The organism is Luteimonas sp. A534 (assembly GCF_054072805.1).
Window position 1 is genome coordinate 593,778 of sequence record NZ_JBSVRR010000002.1, and the last position, 21,421, is coordinate 615,198.

At 69.5% G+C, this 21,421-nt stretch carries 18 protein-coding genes; 7 read left to right on the top strand and 11 right to left on the bottom strand.

Annotation, left to right across the window (positions count from 1 at the left end):
• Window positions 1-101: 101 nt before the first annotated feature.
• Together ACW5F0_RS07420 and alr are read left to right on the top strand one after the other, a co-directional pair.
• On the top strand, window positions 102-1,388 hold the full coding sequence (locus tag ACW5F0_RS07420; protein WP_456999419.1) for a D-amino acid dehydrogenase: 1,287 nt from the start codon (window positions 102-104) through the stop codon (window positions 1,386-1,388).
• Window positions 1,388-2,470, top strand: a complete 1,083-nt coding sequence (gene alr, locus ACW5F0_RS07425) for an alanine racemase (RefSeq protein WP_456999420.1) — start codon at window positions 1,388-1,390, stop codon at window positions 2,468-2,470. The genes ACW5F0_RS07420 and alr overlap by 1 nt, the downstream gene beginning before the upstream one ends.
• Before the next feature lie 46 nt (window positions 2,471-2,516).
• On the opposite strand, the gene ACW5F0_RS07430 is transcribed toward alr, so the two are convergent.
• From ACW5F0_RS07430 to ACW5F0_RS07455, 6 genes are all read right to left on the bottom strand, one after another.
• A complete protein-coding gene (locus ACW5F0_RS07430) occupies window positions 2,517-3,248 on the bottom strand; it encodes a LytR/AlgR family response regulator transcription factor (RefSeq protein WP_456999421.1) in 732 nt (243 codons plus the stop codon).
• A complete protein-coding gene (locus ACW5F0_RS07435; RefSeq protein WP_456965600.1) occupies window positions 3,245-4,138 on the bottom strand; it encodes a sensor histidine kinase in 894 nt (297 codons plus the stop codon). Before ACW5F0_RS07435 ends, ACW5F0_RS07430 begins: the two co-directional genes overlap by 4 nt.
• A gap of 5 nt (window positions 4,139-4,143) precedes the next feature.
• Entirely contained in the window at window positions 4,144-4,812 is a 669-nt protein-coding gene (locus tag ACW5F0_RS07440) for an alpha/beta hydrolase (protein ID WP_456965599.1), read from the bottom strand.
• Between the two features lie 64 nt (window positions 4,813-4,876).
• A complete protein-coding gene (locus ACW5F0_RS07445) occupies window positions 4,877-5,830 on the bottom strand; it encodes an energy transducer TonB (RefSeq protein WP_456965598.1) in 954 nt (317 codons plus the stop codon).
• A 69-nt stretch (window positions 5,831-5,899) separates the two neighbouring features.
• On the bottom strand, window positions 5,900-7,768 hold the full coding sequence (mdoH, locus tag ACW5F0_RS07450) for a glucans biosynthesis glucosyltransferase MdoH (protein ID WP_456999493.1): 1,869 nt from the start codon (window positions 7,766-7,768) through the stop codon (window positions 5,900-5,902).
• A 41-nt stretch (window positions 7,769-7,809) separates the two neighbouring features.
• Window positions 7,810-9,345, bottom strand: a complete 1,536-nt coding sequence (locus ACW5F0_RS07455; protein ID WP_456999422.1) for a glucan biosynthesis protein — start codon at window positions 9,343-9,345, stop codon at window positions 7,810-7,812.
• A 151-nt stretch (window positions 9,346-9,496) separates the two neighbouring features.
• On the opposite strand from ACW5F0_RS07455, the gene ACW5F0_RS07460 reads away from it, so the two are divergent.
• A complete protein-coding gene (locus ACW5F0_RS07460; RefSeq protein WP_456965595.1) occupies window positions 9,497-10,738 on the top strand; it encodes a TerC family protein in 1,242 nt (413 codons plus the stop codon).
• A 3-nt stretch (window positions 10,739-10,741) separates the two neighbouring features.
• Here the strand turns inward: ACW5F0_RS07460 and ACW5F0_RS07465 are convergent, their stop codons facing one another.
• The 3 genes from ACW5F0_RS07465 to ACW5F0_RS07475 are packed head-to-tail and all read right to left on the bottom strand — an operon-like array spanning window position 10,742 to window position 16,592.
• Entirely contained in the window at window positions 10,742-12,208 is a 1,467-nt protein-coding gene (locus tag ACW5F0_RS07465) for an efflux transporter outer membrane subunit (protein ID WP_456965594.1), read from the bottom strand.
• Entirely contained in the window at window positions 12,201-15,365 is a 3,165-nt protein-coding gene (locus ACW5F0_RS07470) for an efflux RND transporter permease subunit (RefSeq protein WP_456999423.1), read from the bottom strand. The genes ACW5F0_RS07465 and ACW5F0_RS07470 overlap by 8 nt, the downstream gene beginning before the upstream one ends.
• Before the next feature lie 6 nt (window positions 15,366-15,371).
• Window positions 15,372-16,592, bottom strand: coding sequence for an efflux RND transporter periplasmic adaptor subunit (locus ACW5F0_RS07475; RefSeq protein WP_456999424.1), 1,221 nt, complete (start codon window positions 16,590-16,592; stop codon window positions 15,372-15,374).
• Window positions 16,593-16,752: 160 nt separating this feature from the next.
• Between ACW5F0_RS07475 and ACW5F0_RS07480 the strand changes: the two genes are divergently transcribed.
• Window positions 16,753-17,397 (top strand): TetR family transcriptional regulator, encoded by a 645-nt coding sequence (locus ACW5F0_RS07480; RefSeq protein WP_456965591.1) that lies wholly within the window; start codon window positions 16,753-16,755, stop codon window positions 17,395-17,397.
• Window positions 17,398-17,468: 71 nt separating this feature from the next.
• Here the strand turns inward: ACW5F0_RS07480 and ACW5F0_RS07485 are convergent, their stop codons facing one another.
• Window positions 17,469-18,062, bottom strand: coding sequence for a YceI family protein (locus ACW5F0_RS07485; RefSeq protein WP_456965590.1), 594 nt, complete (start codon window positions 18,060-18,062; stop codon window positions 17,469-17,471).
• A 302-nt stretch (window positions 18,063-18,364) separates the two neighbouring features.
• On the opposite strand from ACW5F0_RS07485, the gene ACW5F0_RS07490 reads away from it, so the two are divergent.
• From ACW5F0_RS07490 to ACW5F0_RS07500, 3 genes are read left to right on the top strand one after another with little or no spacing between them, the layout of a single operon-like run.
• Window positions 18,365-19,072: a pirin family protein gene (locus ACW5F0_RS07490; RefSeq protein WP_456965589.1), complete on the top strand. Its 708-nt coding sequence runs from the start codon at window positions 18,365-18,367 to the stop codon at window positions 19,070-19,072.
• 13 nt (window positions 19,073-19,085) lie between these two features.
• Window positions 19,086-19,664: a cytochrome b gene (locus ACW5F0_RS07495; protein WP_456965588.1), complete on the top strand. Its 579-nt coding sequence runs from the start codon at window positions 19,086-19,088 to the stop codon at window positions 19,662-19,664.
• Between the two features lies 1 nt (window position 19,665).
• Window positions 19,666-20,238, top strand: a complete 573-nt coding sequence (locus tag ACW5F0_RS07500) for a YceI family protein (RefSeq protein WP_456965587.1) — start codon at window positions 19,666-19,668, stop codon at window positions 20,236-20,238.
• Window positions 20,239-20,450: 212 nt separating this feature from the next.
• Here the strand turns inward: ACW5F0_RS07500 and ACW5F0_RS07505 are convergent, their stop codons facing one another.
• Entirely contained in the window at window positions 20,451-21,350 is a 900-nt protein-coding gene (locus tag ACW5F0_RS07505) for a pirin family protein (protein ID WP_456999425.1), read from the bottom strand.
• Between the last annotated feature and the right edge of the window lie 71 nt (window positions 21,351-21,421).

Sequence of the window (21,421 nt, forward strand, 5' to 3'; positions counted from 1 at the left end):
TCCGCACGAGCCACCGTGGATTCCGATCCATATACTGGCGGATTCCATGAACCCGCCGGCCACGCCGCCCCCTGGCCGACCCGCCCGACCGAGTCAATCCAATGCGTATCCTGATCCTGGGCTCCGGTGTGATCGGAGTGACCAGCGCGTGGTATCTGCGGCAACAGGGGCACGACGTCGTCGTCATCGACCGCGCGTCCGGGCCCGCGATGGAAACCAGCTTTGCCAATGCCGGCCAGGTCTCGCCCGGCTACGCCTCGCCCTGGCCCGCGCCGGGCATCCCGCTGAAAGCGGTGGGCTGGCTGCTGTCACGGCACGCGCCGCTGGCGATCCGGCCGACCGCCGACCCCGCGCAGTACCGCTGGATGTGGCAGATGCTGCGCAACTGCACCCACCACCGCTATGCCATCAGCAAGGCGCGGATGGTGCGGCTTGCCGAGTACAGCCGTGCCTGCCTGGAGGAACTTCGCCGCGACACCGGCATTGCGTACGAGGAGCGCACGCTCGGCACCACGCAGCTGTTCCGCACACAGGCGCAGCTCGACGGTGCCGCCAAGGACATCGCGATCCTGCGCCAGTACGGCGTGCCCTACGAACTCCTCGACCGCACGGGCATTGCCCGCGTGGAGCCGGCGCTGGCCAGGGTCGCCGACACACTGACCGGCGCGCTGCGCCTGCCGGGCGATGAAACCGGCGACGGCCACCTGTTCACCACCAGGCTCGCGGCGATGGCCGAGGCCGCAGGCGTCGAGTTCCGCTACGGGCAGGACGTCGAAGCCCTGCTGGGCGACGGTGATCGCATTGCCGGCGTGCGCATCCAGGGCCGGACCGAGACCGCCGACCGCTATGTGCTCGCCCTGGGCGCGTGGTCGCCGCGCCTGCTGGCGCCGCTCGGCATCCGCCTGCCGGTGTATCCGCTCAAGGGCTATTCGCTGACGATCCCGATCACTTGCCCCGAGCTGGCGCCGCACTCGACCGTGCTCGACGAAAGCTACAAGGTCGCGATCACCCGCTTCGACGACCGCATCCGTGTCGGCGGCATGGCCGAAGTCAGCGGCTATGACCTGTCGCTGCCGCAGCGCCGCCGCGACACCCTGGAGATGGTGGTGCGCAGCCTGTATCCCGACGGCGGCGACCTCGCCAACGCCAGCTTCTGGAGCGGCCTGCGCCCGTCCACGCCCGATGGCCCGCCCGTGGTCGGCACCACGACGTACCGCAACCTGCTGCTCAACACCGGCCACGGCACCCTGGGCTGGACGATGGCCTGCGGCTCCGGGCGCTACCTGGCCGACCTGGTCGACGGCCGCACCCCCGCGATCGACGGCGAAGGCCTCGACATCTCCCGCTACGGGCGCGCCTGGCCCGCGGCGCCCACGGGGCTGCGCTGATGCGGCCTGCGCGCGCCACCATCGACCTCGACGCCCTGCGCCACAACTACCGCCACGCGCGCACGCTCGGCGGCGGCAAGGCGCTGGCCGTGGTCAAGGCCGACGCCTACGGGCACGGCGCCGTGGCCTGCGCACGCGCGCTCGACGGCGAAGCCGACGGCTTCGGCGTGGCCTGCATCGAGGAGGCGATCGAGCTGCGCGAGGCCGGCATCCGCGCGCCCATCCTGCTGCTGGAAGGCTTCTTCCACGCCGACGAGCTGCCGCTGATCGAACGGCATGCGCTGTGGACGGTGGTGGCCTCGCCCTGGCAGGTGGACGTGCTCGAGCGCCTTCCGCTGCAACAGCCGCTGCCGGTCTGGCTGAAGCTCGACTCGGGCATGCACCGCCTGGGCCTCGCCCCCGAGGACTATCCCGATGCATGGCGGCGCCTGCGCGCACTGCCGTGGGTGGGCGACATGGTCGCGATGAGCCACTTCTCGCGCGCCGATGAACTTGGCCAGCCCAGTACGCCCGCGCAGCTGGCCACCTTCGACGCGGTGCTGGCGGCGCTTCCACCCTGCACCACCACCAGTCTTGCCAACTCCGCCGCGCTGATGGCCTGGCCAGCGGCACGCGGCGGCTGGGTGCGCCCCGGCCTGATGCTCTATGGCTCGCACATGCTCGATGCGCCGTGCGCGGAGGCCGAGCCGCTGCGCGCGGTGATGGCGCTGGCGTCAAAGGTCATCGCGGTACGCGAGCTCGCCGCGGGCGAACCGATCGGCTACGCGGGCGCCTTCACCACCTCGCGCCCGACGCGCGTGGGCGTGGTCGCTGTCGGCTATGCCGACGGCTATCCGCAGTACGCAACCTCGGGCACCCCGGTGATCATCGACGGCCAGCCGGGCGAGCTGATCGGGCGCGTCTCGATGGACATGCTGACCGTGGACCTGACCGACCACCCCGGCGCCGGCATCGGCAGCGATATCGAACTGTGGGGCGCGCGCCTCCCGGTCGCAGAAGTCGCGGCGCGCAGCGGGAACAGCCCGTACCGGCTGCTGACGGGGCTGAAGCGGGCGACGCGGCAGGTGGTCGAGCGCTCCTGACCCCGATTGCGCACGGGCCATGCCCGCGCCGCCGGACCTGCGTCGCTCAGCGCTCGCGCAGCATCTCGCGCAACGGCGCCACGCAGCGGCGGCTGACCTCCAGCGGCTGGGCGCCGTGGCGGAGGATGGCATGCACGTGGCCCTCGGGGTCGCGGCGCAGCTCGACCAGTTCGTGCCGGGCGACCAGGCAGTTGCGGTGGATGCGCAGGAAGCGGTCCCCGAACTCTTCCTCCAGCGACTTCAGCGACTCCTCGATCAAGTCCTCGCCACGGGCGTGGTGCACCACGACGTACTTCTCCTCGGCCTGCAGGTAGTGCACGTCCTCGATCGGGATCAGGCGCAGGCTGCCACGCAGGCGCGCGCAGAGGTGGGTGCGGCGCTTGCCGGGGCCGCCCTCGCCGCGCCCGCGTTCGAGGCCGGCGGTAAACGTGCGCACGCGCTCGAGCGCCGCTTCGAGGCGTTCGGGACGCACGGGCTTGACCAGGTAGTCGACCGCGGCCGCGTCGAAGGCCGACAGCGCGTGGGCGTCGTAGGCGGTGCAGAACACCACGGCCGGGCGTGGTTCGAAGGCAGCCAGGTGGCGCGCGGCCTCGAGGCCGTCGATGCCGGGCATCGCGATATCCAGCAGCACCAGGTCGGGCTCGTGCTCGGCGCAGGCCTGCAGCGCCGTGCGGCCGTCGCCGGCCTCGGCAACCACGTCGATATCGGCGTGCGCGCCCAGCAGCGTGCGCAGGCGCTCGCGTGCCAACGGTTCGTCGTCGGCGATGACCACCTTCATGGCGTTCTCCTCCCCGTCGCCAGTGGCAGCTCCAGCTCGCAGGCATAGTAGCCCGCGTCCCAGCCGCAGGCCATGCGCGCCCGGGGACCGAAGGCGTAACCCAGGCGATGGGCGATGCTGCGCTGCGCATGTCCGGCACCGTGCACGCCGGGCGCATCGGATGGCAGCGACGGATTGCGCACCTTCAGCCGCAGGCGGTCGCCCAGGCGCAGCTGCTCGATGCCGAGGTAGCGCTCGGCCAGGCCGACCTCCTCGGCAAGCGTGGAGTCATCCTCGCCCGCGCCCAGCGCTGCGCGGAACAGGTCGGAAAGATCGAGCACCGCGCGCTCCGCGACGTCGGGGTCGCGTTTGAGCAGGGTGGCGATCATGTTCATGCTGTTGAACAGGAAGTGCGGGCGGATGCGCGCCTGCAATGCGTCGGCCTCGGCGCGCGCGTGCGCGGCAAGCTGCGCCTGCCAGCGGTCGATGACGTAGAAGTAGCGCAGCGCCAGCGCGGTGATCAGCGTGACCACGCCCGCCGAACCGGTGACGAAACGCATCGCCGTGGGCCAGCTGCCGGTCTCTCCCACGCTGGCGAACAGGGCGTGCACCACGGCCGCGACGGCCGCCGCGACCGCGGCCGCGAGCGCGACCGCCACCAGGGCCCCGGTCCGCCGCGGCAGCCGCGACAGCGCGCGGCGGGACACGCACAGCAGGACGGATACCGACAGCGCCAGCCACAGCGCGAAGCCGCTGGTGGACAACACGCGGGTGACATCCCAGTACCTGCCGGCGTCGGGCACGAGCACCACCACCACGACCACCAGCTGCGCGATGCCAAGCATCGCCGCAAGCCGCGGCAGCCGGCACAGGTCGGGCAGCCACGGCTCGTCGGCGCGCTGCTCGCCCATTGTCCTCAGCCCGCCGCGAACCGCTGCGAGAGCCAGTCGCCGAGGTCGCGGATTTCCTCGGCGCAAACCGAGTGCGGCATCGGGTAGGCATGCCAGTCCACCTGGAAGCCCAGATCGCGCAGCAGGGCCGCGCTCTGCTGCCCGGCCTGGAACGGCACCACCGGATCCTGGCTGCCGTGGCCCATGAACACCGGCTGCTTTTCGGCGCCGGCGACCAAGGCATCGCGCGCCTTGTTCGCGGAAGGCATGTACGTCGACAGCGCGACCAGCCCGGCCAGCGGCTCGGCGCTGCGCAGGCCTGCAGCCAGCGTGACCGCGCCGCCCTGCGAGAAACCCGCCAGCACCACGCGCGAGCGCGGCACGCCACGTTCGGCTTCACGAGCGATGAGCGCCTCGACCTGCGCCGTCGACTCCGCCACGCCGGCCTCGTCGGCGCGGGTGTCCAGGGCGATGTCGACGATGTCGTACCAGGCGCGCATCGGCACGCGGTTGTTGATCGTCACCGGGCGCACCGGTGCGTGCGGGAACACGAAGCGCAAGGCCGGCCAGTCGCGGCGCAGCAGATCGGGCACGATCGGCACGAAGTCGTTGCCGTCGGCGCCGAGGCCGTGCAGCCAGATGATGCTCCATGCCGGGTCCGGCCCGGTCTCGCGTTCGATGCACTCCAGCAACATGGCAACCCTCTATGGCCTGGCGCGCCATTATGCACAGGCGCGAACGCCGGGCCGGCCGCGTGGCCTATGGGGCGAGGCTGAAGCGCAGGGTGACCGTGGACGCCATGCGCCGACCGATCGGCTCGAACCGGTAGCCACCCACGGCCGCCAATGCCGAGCGGTCGAACACGCCGGGGGGATCGGCGCTGAGCACGCGCGCGTCCTCCACGCTGCCGTCGGGACGGATGGTGAAGGCCACCTGCACTGCACCCTCGATCCGGCGATTCAGCGCCAGTGACGGATAGCGCGGTGGTGGCTGATGCAGCGCCCGCGGAAGTGCGGCCGGCGGCGCGGTACTGGTGCGCTCCTGCGCGGGCGTCGACCGGGCCTGCGGCGGGGCCTTGGGCGGCTCGCGCGTTGACGCAGGCGGCGATGGGGACGCCGATGGCGGCTGCGGTTGCCCGGTCGTGGCGAGGACGGGCGGAGCAGGTAGTGTCGATGTGGCAGGCGATGCACCCGGCACCTCGGCCCGCTGCGTGGCGGCAGCCTGTCCCGCGATCGCCTGCGCGGCAGCGACCGCGCGCTCTGCCTGCGCCTGGGCCGCAGTGATCCCCGTGGCCAGGCGTTGAAGCGCGGGCGCTTCGGGGTCACTGGTCGCGATCAATCCGTGCAGCCGCTGCGCTTCGACGAGGTCGTTGCGTGCGATCGCCTGTTCGCATGCGATCAGGAGATAGGGCTGGAGCTCGACCACGGTGGCGACCACCGCCGCATCATCCGGATCCCGATTCCGGGCCTCGAGCCAGTACTCGATCGCACTGTCCCCGGCCGGCGCGTACAGACGGCCCTCGCGCAGCGCGTGGTCAGCGGCCTCGATCAGCTCCGCGTTCGAGCGGCGCGACAGGTCCACGGCTTCGGCGGGCTCGCTCGGCACCACGAACGACTCCCCGGTTTCCGCATCCTCGACCGAGGGCGCCTGCTGTCCGCACGCGCTGGTGACAAGGGCCGCGACGAGCGCCGCGCCCACGAGATGAAGCCTCATTCCTTAGCCCCCTGTGGCTGTGGGGCACACGATAGGAGGCTTCGATGACGATCCTGCTTCGGTGGCGGGTCAATCCTTCGTCTGCAGGCGCGCTGCGCGCAGCTCGACAGCACGCACCAGTACCGGCGGCGGCGCCAGCTCTTCGGGGGTGGCGAAGATGCGGCGCTGGCGCAGCCACTGCCCCGCGGCGCGCGACGCGCCCAGGGCGACGACCGGGATCGCCAGCACCAGGCCGAGCACCACCGGCGACATCCACGCGGCAAGCGCCGGCGACACCATCCAGGCGGCCACGCCGGCCACGATGCCGGCAAGCGTCAAACCGCCATACAGGCGCAGCAGTTCGCGCAATGGAAGCGTGCCATCGTCGCGCCGCTGCGACTCCCAGCCCGAGTCCTTGCCCGCGAGCACTTCCGCCACGCCGCGCGACTGCACCCACATCGTCACCGGCGCCATCAGCGCGGCGAGCACCGTTTCCAGCAGCACGCCGGCCGCGATGCGCAGCGGGCCGCCGCAGCCGCGGCGCATCGCCGGATCGACGACCGTGGCGAGGTAGCCCATCAGCTTCGGCGCCAGCAGCATCGTCATGGTGACGATGAAGACGCCGATGAAGCGTGCGCTGTCCTGCTCGCGCCAGTAGGCCGTGGGCGTGAAGCCCGCGAGCGAGAAATGGCCCCACGAGAACCCGGCATGCAACAGCGGGATCGCTACGCCTACCAGCATCAACATCGCCCACATGGGCGCGGTGAAGTAGTGGCCGATGCCAATCAGCAGGTGCCATCGGCTGACCCAGTGCAGGCCGCGTGCCGGCAACACCGCGCCGTGCTGCAAGTTGCCCTGGCACCAGCGGCGGTCGCGCACCAGCATGTCGGTCAGCGAGGGCGGCCCTTCCTCGTAGCTGCCGCCAAGACCGGGGATCATGTGCAGCGCCCAGCCGCCGCGGCGCATCAGTGCGGCTTCGACGAAATCATGGCTGAGCACCGTGCCGGCGAAGGGCTTCACGCCGCTGAGCTGCGGCAGCCCGGCGCACTCGGCAAACGCGCGGGTGCGGATCATCGCGTTGTGGCCCCAGTAGTTGCTCTCCGCGCCGTGCCACCAGGCCACGCCATAGGCGATCACGGGGCCGTACACGCGGCCGGCGAACTGCTGCATGCGCGCGAACAGGGTGTTGCCGTTGACGATCACCGGCAGCGTCTGGATCAGCGCAACATCGTCGTGGCGCTCCATCGCCGCGGCCAGGCGCACGATCGTGCCGCCGTCCATCACGCTGTCGGCGTCGAGGATCAGGAACTGCGGCCAGGCGCCGCCCCAGCGCCGCACCCAGTCGGCGATGTTGCCGGCCTTGCGTTCGCTGTTGTCCTCGCGCAGGCGGTAGTGCACGCGCGCATCCGGGTCCAGGCGCTCGCGCAGCGCCATGAACGCGGCGGCCTCGGCGGCCTGGATGTCCGGCTTCCGGGTATCGCTGAGCACGAAGAAGTCGAAACGTCCGAGCTGCCCGGCAACCGCCAGCGACTCGTGCATCGCCTGCAGGCCTGCCATCAGGCGCTCCGGATCCTCGTTGTAGATCGGCATCAGCAGCGCGGTGCGCGTGGACAGCACGGGCAGCGGGCCCTGCGCACTCATGCCCATGCGCAAGGGGCGCCGCTGCAGCAGCAGCACGAAGCCCGCGATCGCGCCGACGAAGGCCTGCACGATCCAGGCGAACAGGGCCACGAACAGCACCAGCAACGTGCCTTCGAGCGGGTCGATCCCATCGCCGCGCAGCAGCCACCACATCTGGTAGGTGGCGACGAGGGTCAGCAGCGCCGCGCCACCGATCACCGCGAAGCGGCGCCAGGCCATGTTCGGCGGCGTGGTCGGGCGTGTCGGGTTGGCCACCTGGCCGTGGCCGAGCGCCTGCACGCGCATGTCCAGCGGTGAATCGGGTGGCAGCGGCGGCATCTGCGGGACGTCGCCGCCCGCGCGGGAGCTGTGATGCGCGCTCAAGGCGTCCATCTCGACAGCCAGGTTTCGGACACGCGCCCCTGGTCGCCCTCGAGCCAGAGGCGCATTTCGACCGCAGGCGCGTCGCCGGGCTCGAGCTCGAAGCCCACGCGCCAGCCGCCGCTCTGCGGATTGCGATAGACGACCGCATTGCGCAGCGCACCGACGTTGTCCGATGCGTGCACGCGCACGCTGCCTTCTCCTTCGGGCAGGGCGCCGCCCGCGAAGTCGACCAGGTACTGGCGGCCTTCAGTCCGGTCCAGCGCGCCACTGCGCGTGGCCACCACGCGTGCCAGCGACGGGTTCCAGCCGTGGCCCGCCGCCCAGTGCAGGCGGTAGCGCCAGCGGTGCTCGCGCCCCGCGGCCAGCGGCGCGCGCGGGCGCCAGAAGGCGACGATGTTGTCCGCGTACTCGCTGTCGGTCGGGATTTCGACCAGGTGGACCTCGCCTTCGCCCCAGGCATCCATCGGCTCGACCCAGCAGCCGGGGCGCCGCTCGTAGCCCGCCTCGAGATCCTGGTAGTCATCGAAACCGCGCTTGCGCTGCATCAGCCCGAAGCCGCGCGGGTCGCGGTCCTGGAAGCCGCTGTGCTCGACGACGCGCGGATTGCGCAGCGGGCGCCAGGCCTGCTCGCCGCTGCCGGCCAGCAGCGCGAGGCCGTCGGAATCGTGCACCGCCGGCCGCGGATCATCGATGCGCGCGCGGTCGTGGGCGTCGAACTCGTACATGCTGGTCAACGGCGCGATGCCGGCCACCGCGAGTTCGACGCGCGGATACAGGCGCGCGTCGACCTCGAACACGGTCTCGTCGCCGGGCAAGATGACGAAACGGTAGGCACCGGCGACGCTGGGCGAATCCAGCAGCGCATGCACGACCAGCTGCGTCGCGCCTGGCGCGGGCGTCTCCAGCCAGAAGGCGCGGAATACCGGGAATTCCTCGGGACCCGGGTCGCCGCTGCCCAGCGCCAGGCCACGGGCCGACAGCCCGTAACCCAAGCCGCGCGCGACCGCGCGGAAGTAGCTGGCGCCGAGGAAGGCGGCGATCTCGTCCGGCGGCGTAGCTGCCCGTGCCTCGGCGCCACCCTGCAACCATCCATGCAGGCGGAAGCCGGCAAAGCCGAGGTCGCTGTCGTCCGGCGGTGCCGGTGCGCCGTGGTCGAAGCGGAACAGGGACGGCGAGTACGCGAACGGCTTGCTGCGCCCGTCCTCGACCACGTGCACGTCCACGCGCTCGCGGAACATGTAACCGCGGTGGAAGAACTGCGCCTCGAAGCCCCTGCCCTGCCCGTGCCACAGCGCCCGCTCGGGCCGGTAGCGGTAGTCCCGGTAGCGGTCATAGCCGATGTCGGCGAGGGCGGGGGGCAGTTCGCGTGTCGGCGCCCGGTACGCGCTTGCGGCAAGCGTCGCAGCCAGCGCCGGCACCGTGTCGTCGTCGAAGGGCACGTCGCGCTGCGTGGCGGTAGCGATGGATCGGCCGGGCAGCGCCGCAGCCACCGGCAGCGCCAGGCCCGCCAGCAGGAGTTCTCTTCGATGCAAGGCGTTCGCCGGGGAACAAGGGGATGGCGGCGGAATATAGCGCGCACCGGGGCGCGACTTTCACGTGCGGATAACGAACTGGCCGCCTCGAGTGACGCAGGCGCCACACCGAGCGTGCAATGCTCCGACCGCTGCGTGCCCAAGGATGCCGATGCCAAATACCACTCCTTTCGTCTGGGAGGCGACGATCGCGCTGATCATCGGTCTGCTGGCGTTCGACTACTTTTTCCACGTGCGCAAGGCGCACGCCCCCACCCTGCGCGAAGCCACGATCTGGTCCGCCCTGTACGTCGGCATCGCGCTGCTGTTCGGCGTCGCGGTGTGGAGCTGGGGCGGCGCCGACATGGGCGCGGAGTACTTCTCCGGCTACATCACCGAGAAGGCGCTGTCGATCGACAATGTCTTCGTGTTCCTGGTGATCATGTCGAGCTTCAAGGTCCCGCGCGAGGACCAGCAGAAGGTGCTGCTGTTCGGCATCACCTTCGCCCTGATCGCGCGCACGGTGTTCATCCTGCTGGGCGCGGCGCTGATCGAGCGCTTCTCATGGGTGTTCTACCTGTTCGGCCTGGTGCTCCTGGCGACCGCCGGCAACCTGCTTGCGCCCGACGACCACGACGAGGACCGGCCTAACATCGTGGTACGCATGGTGCGGCGGATGTTCCACTCCAGTCCCCATTACGACGGCGACAAGCTGTTCACCACCTACCAGGGACGGCGCGCGCTCACGCCGATGCTGCTGGTGATGCTGGCCATCGGCGGCACCGACATCCTGTTCGCCTTCGACTCGATCCCGGCGATCTTCGGCCTGACGCAGAACGTCTTCATCGTGTTCAGCGCCACTGCGTTCTCGCTGCTCGGCCTGCGCCAGCTGTACTTCCTGGTGGGCGGACTGCTCGAGCGCCTGGTCTACCTGTCGTTGGGCCTGGCGGCGATCCTCGCCTTCATCGGCGTGAAGCTGGTGCTGCACGCACTGCACGAGAACAACCTGCCCTTCATCAACGATGGCGCGCCGGTGCCCGTGATCGAGGTCGGGACCTGGGACTCGCTGGTGGTCATCGTTTCGGTGCTGGTGATCACCGTGCTGGCATCGCTGTGGAGCCCGAAGGGCAAGGCGAAGGTGGCGGTGTCGACCCTGCGCCTGCGCGTGGCCGACTATCTTTCGCTGCGCGAGGACGCGTTGCCGACGATGCGGCAGTCGGTGTTCCGGGACATCGCCGCGGCACAGGCGCGGGTGCAGGCGCTGGAGCCCCGCTTCAAGGCCATGGTCAAGCATCCGGATGCGCTGCAGCACGACCTGCGGCGCGCGTACGAAGCACACGCCGCGGCGGCCGGGACTACGACCGCTTCCAGCGACCTCGGCCTGCCGCCTACGCCGCCCGAAGACAGCGAGTGAAGCTCAGCCTTCGCCTGGACCCACGGCAAGCGACGCGCTGTCCGCACGCCAGCCGCCGCCAAGCACGCGATACAGCGTGACCCGGTTCGCCTGCTCCGCAAGGCGCGTGGCGACGAGTGCCTGCTGCGCCGCATAGAGCGTGCGCTGTGCATCAAGCTGGACCAGGTGGCTGTCGACGCCCGCCTTGTAGCGGGCGGTCGCGAGCGCTTCCGCGCGCGTGGCGGCGTCGACCAGGTCTTGCTGCGCGCGGACCTGCTTCGCCAGCGATTCGGCCTGCACCAGCGCGTCGGCCACGTCGCGGAAGCCGGACTGGATCGCACGCTCGTACTCGGCCAAAGCGATGTCGCGGTCGGCGGTGGCCATGCCCAGGCCGGCTTTCAGGCGGCCGCCCTGGAAAATCGGCAGGTTGATGCGCGGGATGAAGCTCCACACCCTCGTGCCGCTGTCGAACAGGCCCGAGAGTTCATCGCTGGCCGAACCGATGCTGCCGGTCAGGCTGATGGACGGAAAGAACGCCGCGCGCGCCGCGCCGATATTGGCGTTGGCGGCAAGCAGGCGGTGCTCGGCGGCGATCACGTCCGGGCGGCGCAGCAGCACCTGCGCATCCAGGCCCGCTGGAACAGCGGCGATGCCGGTGACCGGGACAACGCGGGCGTCGGCGGTCGGCAGCAGCGATGCGTCCAGCTGCGCGCCCGCCAGCAGGTTGAGGACGTTGCGGTCGCGCGCGACCTGGCCCTTCAGCCGTTCGACGTCGGTGCGTGCGGTCGCGACCTGGGTCCGCACCTGCTCGACCTGGAGCGCGGAGGTGGCGCCCAGTTCGTGGCGCTTCATGCTCAGGTCCAGCGTCTGCAGGTAGGTGCCGAGCGCCTGCTCCGACAGCTGCAGCTGCTCCTGGTCCGCGGCCAGCCCCAGCCAGGCGCCCGCGACTTCCGCCACCAGCGACAGTTGCGCGGCACGCTGCGCTTCCCCGGTCGCCAGGTACTGCTGCAGGGCCGCCTCGCTCAGGTTGCGAACACGGCCGAACAGGTCGAGTTCGAACGCCGCCAGGCCAACGCCCGCGGTGTAGGTCTCGCTGACCGGGATGTCACCGCCAACGCGCTCCATCATCGCCTCGGCGCCGAACGACGGCAGGCGGTCGGCGCGCTGGATGCGGTACTGCGCCCGCGCGCGCTCGACGTTGAGGATCGCCACGCGCAGGTCGCGGTTGTTGTCCAGCGCCAGCGCCACGACCTGCTCCAGTCGCGGATCGGCGAAGAAGTCGCGCCAGCCGATGTCGGCCATCGGCAACGCGGCTTCGGCACCGCTGGCTTCGGCACCGGCGGCATCCACGCCTGCCTGCGTCACTTCGGGCATCGGCCAGGCGGCCGGGATACCGGCCTGCGCCTCGGGCGTCGCGGGCACCAGGGTGGCGCAACCGCTGGCGACGAGGACCGCCGCCAGGGCCAGCGCGAGGCTCGCGTGCTTACTCATGTTCGATCACTCCTGCGGCCGCGGACTGTTCGCCGGCCTTGGCCTTGCCGCCGAACATCTTCTGGATCACCACGAAGAACAGCGGGATGAAGAACACGCCCAGCAGGGTGCCGACCGCCATGCCGCCGACAACGCCCGTACCGATCGCGCGCTGCGCGCCGGAGCCCGCGCCGGTGGCCAGGGCCAGCGGCAGCACGCCCAGGCCGAAGGCCAGCGAGGTCATGATGATCGGGCGCAGGCGGTCACGGACGGCCTGCATGGTCGCGGCGACCACCTCCATCCCGCTCTCTACGTTGGCCTTTGCGAACTCGACGATCAGGATGGCGTTCTTGCTGGTCAACCCGACAGTGGTGAGCATCGCCACCTGGAAGTAGACGTCACGCTGCATGCCCATGATCGTGTTGGCCAGCACCGCGCCAAGGATGCCGAGCGGGGCCACCAGCAGCACCGCCGTGGGCACCGTCCAGCTTTCGTACAGCGCGGCCAGGCACAGGAAGATGATCAGCAGCGACATCGCGTACAGCAGCGGGGTCTGGGAGCCGGATTCGCGCTCCTGGAAGGACACCGCCGTCCACTCGACGCCGAAGCCCGGTGGCAACTGCTGCGCCAGGCGTTCGATCTCGTCCATGGCCTCGCCCGAGGACACGCCCGGCGCGGCCTCGCCCTGGATCTCGACCGACGGCACGCCGTCGTAGCGCTCCAGCCGCGGCGAACCGTACTCCCAGTCCGAGCTGCCAAAGGCCGAGAACGGCACCATCTCGCCGGAGGCATTCTTCACCGACCACGCGTTGAAGTCTGCCGGCGTCATGCGGAACGGCGCATCGGCCTGGATGTAGACGCGCTTGACGCGGCCACGATCGATGAAGTCATCGATGTACTGGCCGCCCCAGGCCGGCGCCAGGGTGGCGTTGATCGCGTCCTGCGACAGGCCCAGTGCGCCCGCCTTGGCCACGTCCACGTCGATCCGCAGCTGGGGCGTGTCCTCCTGGCCATTGGGGCGCACGTTGGCCAGCATCCCGCTCTGCCCGGCGAGGCCGAGCAACTGGTTGCGGGCGGCGATCAGCGCGTCGTGGCCCTGGGCTCCGTTGTCCTGGAGATAGAACGAGTAGCCGGTGGCGATGCCCAGCTCGGGCATGGCCGGGGGCGCGAACACGAAGATCGCGGCATCCTTGACCTGGCTCATCGCCGCCATGCCGCGCCCGGCGACCGCGGAGGCGCTGAGCTCGGCGTTGGCGCGCTCGCTCCAGTCCTTGAGCTTGATGAAGGCGATGCCGGTGTTCTGGCCCATGCCCGCGAAGCTGAAGCCCTGCACCGCGAACACCGACTCGACCGCATCGGTCTCGTTCTCGAGGAAGTGCTGCTCGAGCTTCGCGATCGACTCCAGCGTGCGCTCCTGGGTGGCACCGACCGGCGTCTGGATCATCGCCATCAGCACGCCCTGGTCCTCGTCGGGCAGGAAGGCGGTGGGCAGGCGCACGAACATCAGGCCCATCAGCACCGTCAGCACCGCGAACACGGCCATGAACTTCCACGGGCGACCGAGGATGCCGCGCACGCCGTTCTGGTACTTGCCGCTGGTCTTCTCGAAGCTGCGGTTGAACCAGCGGAAGAACCGGGCGAAGAGCCCCTTGCCTTCGTCGTGCTGCGCGCCCTGCTCGACCGGCTTGAGCATGGTCGCGCAAAGCGCCGGGGTGAGCACGATGGCGATGAACACCGACAGCGCCATCGCCGACACGATCGTGACCGAGAACTGCTGGTAGATCACGCCTGACGAACCGGACATGAAGGCCATCGGCACGAACACCGCCGACAGCACCACGCCGATGCCCACCAGGGCGCCGGTGATCTGGTCCATGGACTTGCGCGTGGCCTCGACCGGCGACAGTCCTTCCTCGCTCATGATGCGTTCGACGTTCTCGACCACCACGATGGCGTCGTCGACCAGCAGGCCGATCGCCAGCACCATCGCGAACATGGTCAGCATGTTCACCGAGAAGCCGAGCGCGGCCAGCACGGCGAAGGTGCCCAGCAGCACAACCGGCACCGTGATCGTCACGATCAGGGTGGCGCGGAAGTTCTGCAGGAACAGGTACATCACCAGGACCACCAGCGCGATGGCCTCGACCAGGGTCACGATCACGCCCTTGATCGACACCTGCACGAAGGGCGTGGTGTCGAAGGGCACGACCGCCCTCAGGCCCGGCGGGAAATAGGTTTCGAGGTCGGCCATGGCCGCCTCGACGCCCGCGGCGGTGTCGAGCGCGTTCGCGCCCGTGGACAGCGAGATCGCGACGCCGGTGGCCTGGTTGCCGTTGTAGCGGGAGTCGAACTCGTAGATCTCGGTGCCCATTTCCACCCGCGCGATGTCGCCCAGGCGCAAGGCCGAGCCATCGGGGTTGGAGCGCACGATGATGTCCCTGAACTGCTCGGGCGTCTGCAGCCGGTCCTGGGCGTTGATGGTGGCGTTGAGCTGCTGGCCGTCGATCGCCGGCGCACCGCCGAGCGAGCCGATGGCGACCTGCGCGTTCTGCGAACGGATGGCCGCGGTCACTTCGGGAATGGCGAGTTCGTAGGTGTGCAGCTTGTTCGGGTCCAGCCAGATGCGCATGGCGTATTTGCCACCGAACACCTGGATGGTGCCGACGCCGGGCACGCGGCTGAGCGGGTCGACGATGTTGGCGCTGACGTAGTCGGAGATGTCGACCTTGTCCATGCTGCCGTCCTCGGACACGAAGCCGACCACCTGCAGGAAGCTCGACGTCGTCTTGCTGACGTTCACGCCCTGGCGCTGGACCTCCTGCGGCAGCAGCGGCATCGCCAGCTGCAGCTTGTTCTGCACCTGCACCTGGGCGATATCGGGATCGGTCCCGCTTTCGAACGTGACCGTGATCGTGGCCATGCCGTTGGACGACGACTGCGAGGAGAAGTACATCAGGCCGTCGAGGCCCTTCATGTTCTGCTCGATGATCTGAGTCACCGAGTCCTCGACCACCTTGGCCGACGCGCCGGGATAGGTGGCGCGGATCTCGACCGCGGGCGGGGCCACGGTGGGGTACATCGACACCGGCAGGCTGAAGATCGACAGCAGGCCGGCGAGCATGATGATGATCGCGATGACCCACGCGAAGATGGGTCGATCGATGAAGAAACGTGCCATCGGGGCTTACTCCTGGGCTGCCGGGGCGTCGGCAGCGTCTGCCGGATCGGCGGCATCGGCGGCACCGGATCCGGCCGCGGCCGCGTCAGGCTGGCGCGGGGTGTTCGCTTCCGCAGTGACCTCCACCTCGACTCCCGGAGCGATCTTCTGCAGCCCCTCGACCACCACGCGGTCGCCTGCGGCCAGGCCGGATTCAACCAGCCACTGGTTTCCGATGGTCTGGCTGACCACCACCGGGCGCAGTTCGACCACGCCCTCGGCGTTGACCACCATGGCCGACGTGTTGCCCTTGGCGTCACGCGCCACGCCCTGCTGCGGCACCAGCAGCGCATCCTGGCGCACGCCGGCGCCGAGCATCGCGCGCACATACATGCCGGGCATCAGCACATAGTCGGGATTGGGTACTTCAACGCGCAGCGCGTAGCTGCCCGTGCTCGGGTCGACGGCCACTTCGGAGAACTTGAGGCTGCCCGGGTGCGCGTATTCGCCGCCACCCTCGAGCTGGATGTTCACCGGCATGCCTTCGGTGCTCTGCAGGCTGCCCTCGGCGAGTGCGCGTCGCAGGTCGAGCAGTTCGGTACTGGACTGGGTGAGGTCGACGTAGATCGGGTCGAGCTGCTGCACCGTCGCCAGCGCCGCAGGCTGGTTCGCGGTGACCAGGGCGCCCTGGGTGACGCTGGACCTGCCGATGCGGCCGCTGATCGGCGACGTGATGCGTGCGAAGCCAAGCGTCACGTTGGCGGCATCGAGCGCGGCGCGCGCGGCGCCAACGTCGGCCTCGGCCTGCGCGAGCGCGGCGACCGCGTTGTCATTGTCCTGGCGGCTGACGGCGTCGATTTCCACCAGCTCGGCGCTGCGCCTGGCGGTGAGCCGCGCCGCCACCACGGTCGCCTCGGCGCGCTTGAGCTGCGCGCGCGCACTGTTCGCGGCGGCGCGGTAGGTCGCGTCATCGATCTGGTACAGCGGCTGGCCGGCTTCCACCGGGCTGCCCTCGGTGAACAGCCGCTTGGCCACGATGCCGCTGACCTGCGGCCGGACTTCGGCCACCAGCCAGGCGCTGGTGCGCCCGGGCAGCTCGCGGGTGATGGTCACGGGGCTGGCCTGCAGGGTGGCAACGGTGACCGCCGGCTTCGGCGGCTCGCCCCCCTCCTGCCCACCGCCACAGGCGGCGAGCGCGAGGGCGAGGACGGCAAGCAAGGGTCGGGCACGGCGGAGGGTCGTGGTCATGAAAGGCAGCCTTGGTGGTATCCAGAAAATGGAAAGCCCAGCCGCCGGGGTTCGAATGAACGGGGTCGGCGCTGGGCATCGGAAGCGAACCGGCGTAGTATACATACACGGATGTATGTTGGTCAAAGTAGATGGGGGACACCCCGTACGGGAGGCATTAATGGCGCGCAGGACCAAAGAGGACGCACAGGCGACCCGGGAAGGCATCCTCGACGCGGCCGAGGACTGCTTCCGCGAGAGCGGCCTGTACCGCACCAGCCTGGAGGCCATCGCGGTCCGCGCCGGGGTGACCCGCGGCGCCGTCTACTGGCACTTCAAGAACAAGGCCGAGGTGCTGGACGCGGTGATCAGCCGCGTCAGCGTGCCCTTCTTCCACGGCCTGGAACGCGTGTCGCGGCCTGACGGCACCACGCCGCTGCTTGACCTGCGCGAGATGCTGCGCCAGTCCTTCGCCGACCTCGTGCACAACCCGCGGGTGCGCAATGCCCTGGAGGTGATCGAGCTGCGCTGCGAGGTCCCGGCGGAAGACGACGCGATCAACGTGCTGCGCAAGGCAGGCATGCGCAATACCCATGCCCGGATCACCGCCGCGTTCCAGCGTGCCGAAGCGCTGGGCCAGCTGCGCGAGGACCTGACGGCCGAACACTGCGCGCGGAGCCTGCATTTCATCATCAGCGGCGCGTTGCGCATGCACCTGCTTGCCCCGGAGGAGGTCGATCTCGAGCGAGACGGACTGCCCGCGGTCGATCTTGCCCTGCACGCGATGGCCCGCGATCCGTCGTACCTCGACCCGCCCGCTTCCTGATCCCTCCGGATCGCGGACAGCACAGGGCCGCCGCACCTTGCGCTGCGGCGGCCCCGGCCGTGCGTGCAGCTTTACTCGCCCTGCTTCGGCACCGAAGCTTCGGTGGTGATGCGCAGCTGCACTTCGTCGCTGACGTAGGGCGCATTCATGCCCAGGCCGAAGTCGGTGCGCTTGAGCGTGGCCACGGCATCGAAGCCGGCGGCAGGCTGGCTGGTCATCGGGTGGCTGTCGATCTTGTTGATCGTGGCGTCGAGCACCACCGCCTTGGTGATGTCCTTGATGGTGAGGTCGCCGGTGATCTTCAGCTTGCCCTCGCCCACGGCCTCCACGGCCGTGCTCTTGAAGGTCGCCTGCGGGAACTTCGCGGCGTCGAAGAAGTCGTCGCTGCGCAGGTGGTCGTCGAAGGCCGGCACGTGCGATGACAGGCCGGCCAGCGGCAGAATGACTTCGACGCTGGACGCGGCGACATTGTCGGCGTCATAGGTGATGGTGCCTTCGACCTGGCCGAAGTGCGCGATCGGGTTGGAGAAACCGAGGTGGTTCCACTGCGCGACGACATCGGTATGCGTCGGGTCGATGGTATAGGTGACCGGGGCGCAGAACGCGTAGGTCGACGCGGCGAGCAGGCTGACGGCAAGGGCGCCGCGGGAAAGAAGGTTGATCATGGGATGCTCCGATGGCTGCATGGATGGAATGGGTCGAACAGGCCGGCACGGTGATCCGTCGACCGGGGACGCACAGAATATCGTTCTGATTTCGATTTGAAACAGCAGAATTCAGAACGAATGATAACGTTTATGGAATGATCGGCTTGATTCCTGCATGCCGGCCTTGCTACTGAATCAATCGCGACTGTTCTGATTACAGAACAATGATGGCTATATTATCATGTTTATTCTGAAATCGAAGCCAATCAGACTGGGCTCCAACGCGGCGCTGCCGCCTGAAAAATGATGGAGCATCACCGATGATCACCCTGCGACCCGCAAACGAACGTGGCCACGCCCAGCACGGCTGGCTTGATTCCTGGCACAGCTTCTCGTTCGCAGATTACCGCGACCCGCGCCACGTGCACTGGGGCCCCCTGCGCGTGATCAACGAAGACCGGGTGGCGGCCGGCCAGGGCTTCGGCACCCACAGCCACAGCGACATGGAGATCATCAGCTACGTGCTCGATGGCAGCCTGGCGCACAAGGATTCGATGGGTAACGCCGCCAGCATCGTGCCCGGCGAGGTCCAGCGCATGAGCGCCGGCACCGGCGTCACCCATTCCGAGTACAACCACGAAGCCGACCGGACCACGCACTTCCTGCAGATCTGGATCATCCCCGACACCATGGGCATCGCGCCCGGCTACGAGCAGAAGACCTACCCCGACGCCGAAAAACGCGGCCGCCTGCGCCTGGTCGCCAGCCCCGACGGCAGCAACGGTTCCGTGCGCATGCAGCAGGATGTGCGCATGTATGCCGGACTGTTCGACGGCGACGAGGACGCGGCGCTGGACATCGCCGCCGGCCGTCTGGCCTATGTGCACGTGGCGCGCGGCACCGCGGTGGTCAACGGCATGAGCCTGTCGGCCGGCGACGCTCTGCTGTATGCCGACGAGCCACGCGTGGACATCGCGCGCGGCGATGGCGCCGAGATCCTCGTGTTCGACCTGCCACGCCTTCAATAAGACGGAGCTACACATGCAACTGCGCAATTCCGCCGACCGCTGGGGTCCGATCAGCCAGCTGCTGCACTGGGCCATCGTGGCGCTGATCGCCTGGATGGCCTGGCGCGGCCTGACCATGGTCGACATGCCGCCGACGCCGGCCAAGATCAACGCCTACGCGCTGCACAAGTCGGTGGGCCTGACCCTGCTGGCGCTGGTCGTGCTGCGCCTGGCCTGGCGCCTGTTCGCCGGCACGCCCAAGCCCGTGCCCGGCACGCCCACCTGGCAGGAACGCATCGCCTCGGTCACCCACTGGGCGCTGTACGCACTCCTGTTCGCGATCCCGCTCAGCGGCTGGGTGTTCAACTCGGCCTCGGGCTATCCGCTGCAGTGGTTCAAGCGGTTCAACCTGCCGGCGATCGCCGGGCGCAGCGAAGACCTGGCCGCCACCGCCATCCAGGTCCACGAGTACGGCTTCTGGCTGCTCCTGCTGCTGGTCGTGATGCACGCCGGCGCCGCCTTCTACCACCACCTCTTCCAGGGCGACGACACCCTGCGGCGCATGCTGCCCGCGCTGCGTCGCGCCCCTGCCGACCAGACACAGGAACACTGACATGACCTTCCGCAACCGCACGCGTTCCACGGCACTCGTCGCCGCCCTCGTGGCCGCCCTCGCCGCCGCCGCACCCGCCACCGCCGCCGATTACGTGCAGTCCTCGGGCGCGCTGAGCTTCGCCAGCGAATACCAGGGCCAGACCTTCGTCGGCCTGTTTCCGGACTTCAGCAGCACGCTGAGCTTCGACCCCGCCGCACCGCAGGACGCGAAGCTTGACGTCACCATCCCGCTGGCCAGCGCAAGCACGAAGAACGGCGACCGCGACAGCACCCTCAAGACCGCCGAATTCTTCGACATCGCGAAGTTCGCACAGGCGCGCTACACGGCCAACGGCTTCCGTAGCCTCGGCGACAACCGCTATGCCGCAGACGGCACCCTGGAACTGCGCGGAGTGAAGAAGCCGGTCACCCTCACCTTCACCTGGACCCCCGGCGACCTTCCCGTCCTGGCCGGCAATGGCACCGTGAAGCGCCTGGACTTCGGCGTCGGCGCCGGCGACTGGGGCGATCTTTCGATCATCCCCAACGATGTCGCAGTGTCGACCAAGGTGACCTTCCAGCCCGCCCCCTGAGCCGCACAAGCGCGCAGGCTCCTACCTCTCCCCTACAAAGGGCGCGCGCTTCCAACTACTCCCTGCTTGCCCCAACGCTGAAAGCGGAGGGTGCGTGGGGTACGCAGCCGGCATAAAGCCCACCACGTGGGCAGCCGGCGGAGTACCCCACGCACCCTCCGCCGCCGCAGCCATCGCCGCAGCCATCGCCGCAGCGCGCTCAATCAAACACATCAGGACATCGGCTCAGGCTCCCGCGCCTCCCCGATCTTCGGCGGCAACGGAATGAACTCGCCGTCATCCAGGTCCGGCAACTTCATGCGCCCCGCCTTCCAGTCCTCGCGCGCCTGCTCGATGCGTTCCTTCGACGACGACACGAAGTTCCAGTCGATGAAGCGCGGACCCACCGGCTCGCCGCCAAGCGCCATCACCACCGCATCGCTGATCGCCGTGACGGTCGCCGCCTTGCCGGGCGCCAGCACCGCCATCGCCCCGGACTCGACCCGCTGCCCGTCCACCTCGACTTCGCCGCGTGCGACGTACACCGCGCGCTCCGGGTATTCGGCCGGCAGCGACGCGCGCGCACCGGCGCGTAATTCCCAGTGCACGTAGAACTGCGGCGAGTCCGTCTTCACCGGTGACTGCACGCCCGCAAGCCGGCCCGCGATCAGGCGTCCCACGATGCCGTCGCCATCGAACACCGGCAGCGCTTCGCTGCCGTAATGCCAGAACCCCGGCGCCATTTCCTCGCGCTCGTCGGGCAGCGCCACCCAGGCCTGGATGCCGTCGATCGGACCGCCCTCGCGGCGCAGCCGTTCGAAGCGTTCCGAGTGCGTGATGCCACGGCCGGCGGTCATCCAGTTGACCTCGCCCGGCCGGATGCCCTGCTCGGAACCCACGCTGTCGCGGTGCATGATCTCGCCGTCGAACAGATAGGTGATCGTCGACAGGCCGATGTGCGGATGCGGGCGCACGTCGGCTTCCCGCGGCAGTCCCGGCGCAAGGTCCTTGGGACCCATGCGGTCGAAGAAGATGTAGGGGCCGACCATGCGCCGCTTCGCGTAGGGCAGCACGCGGCCCACCTCGAACGCGCCGAGGTCGCGGCGGCGCTGCTGGATGACGAGTTCGATCATGGGGCGGCTCCCGGTGGGTTCGGCGGCGGGGGGGGGGGGGGGGGGCGTCACCCCCCCCCCCCCCCCCTCCC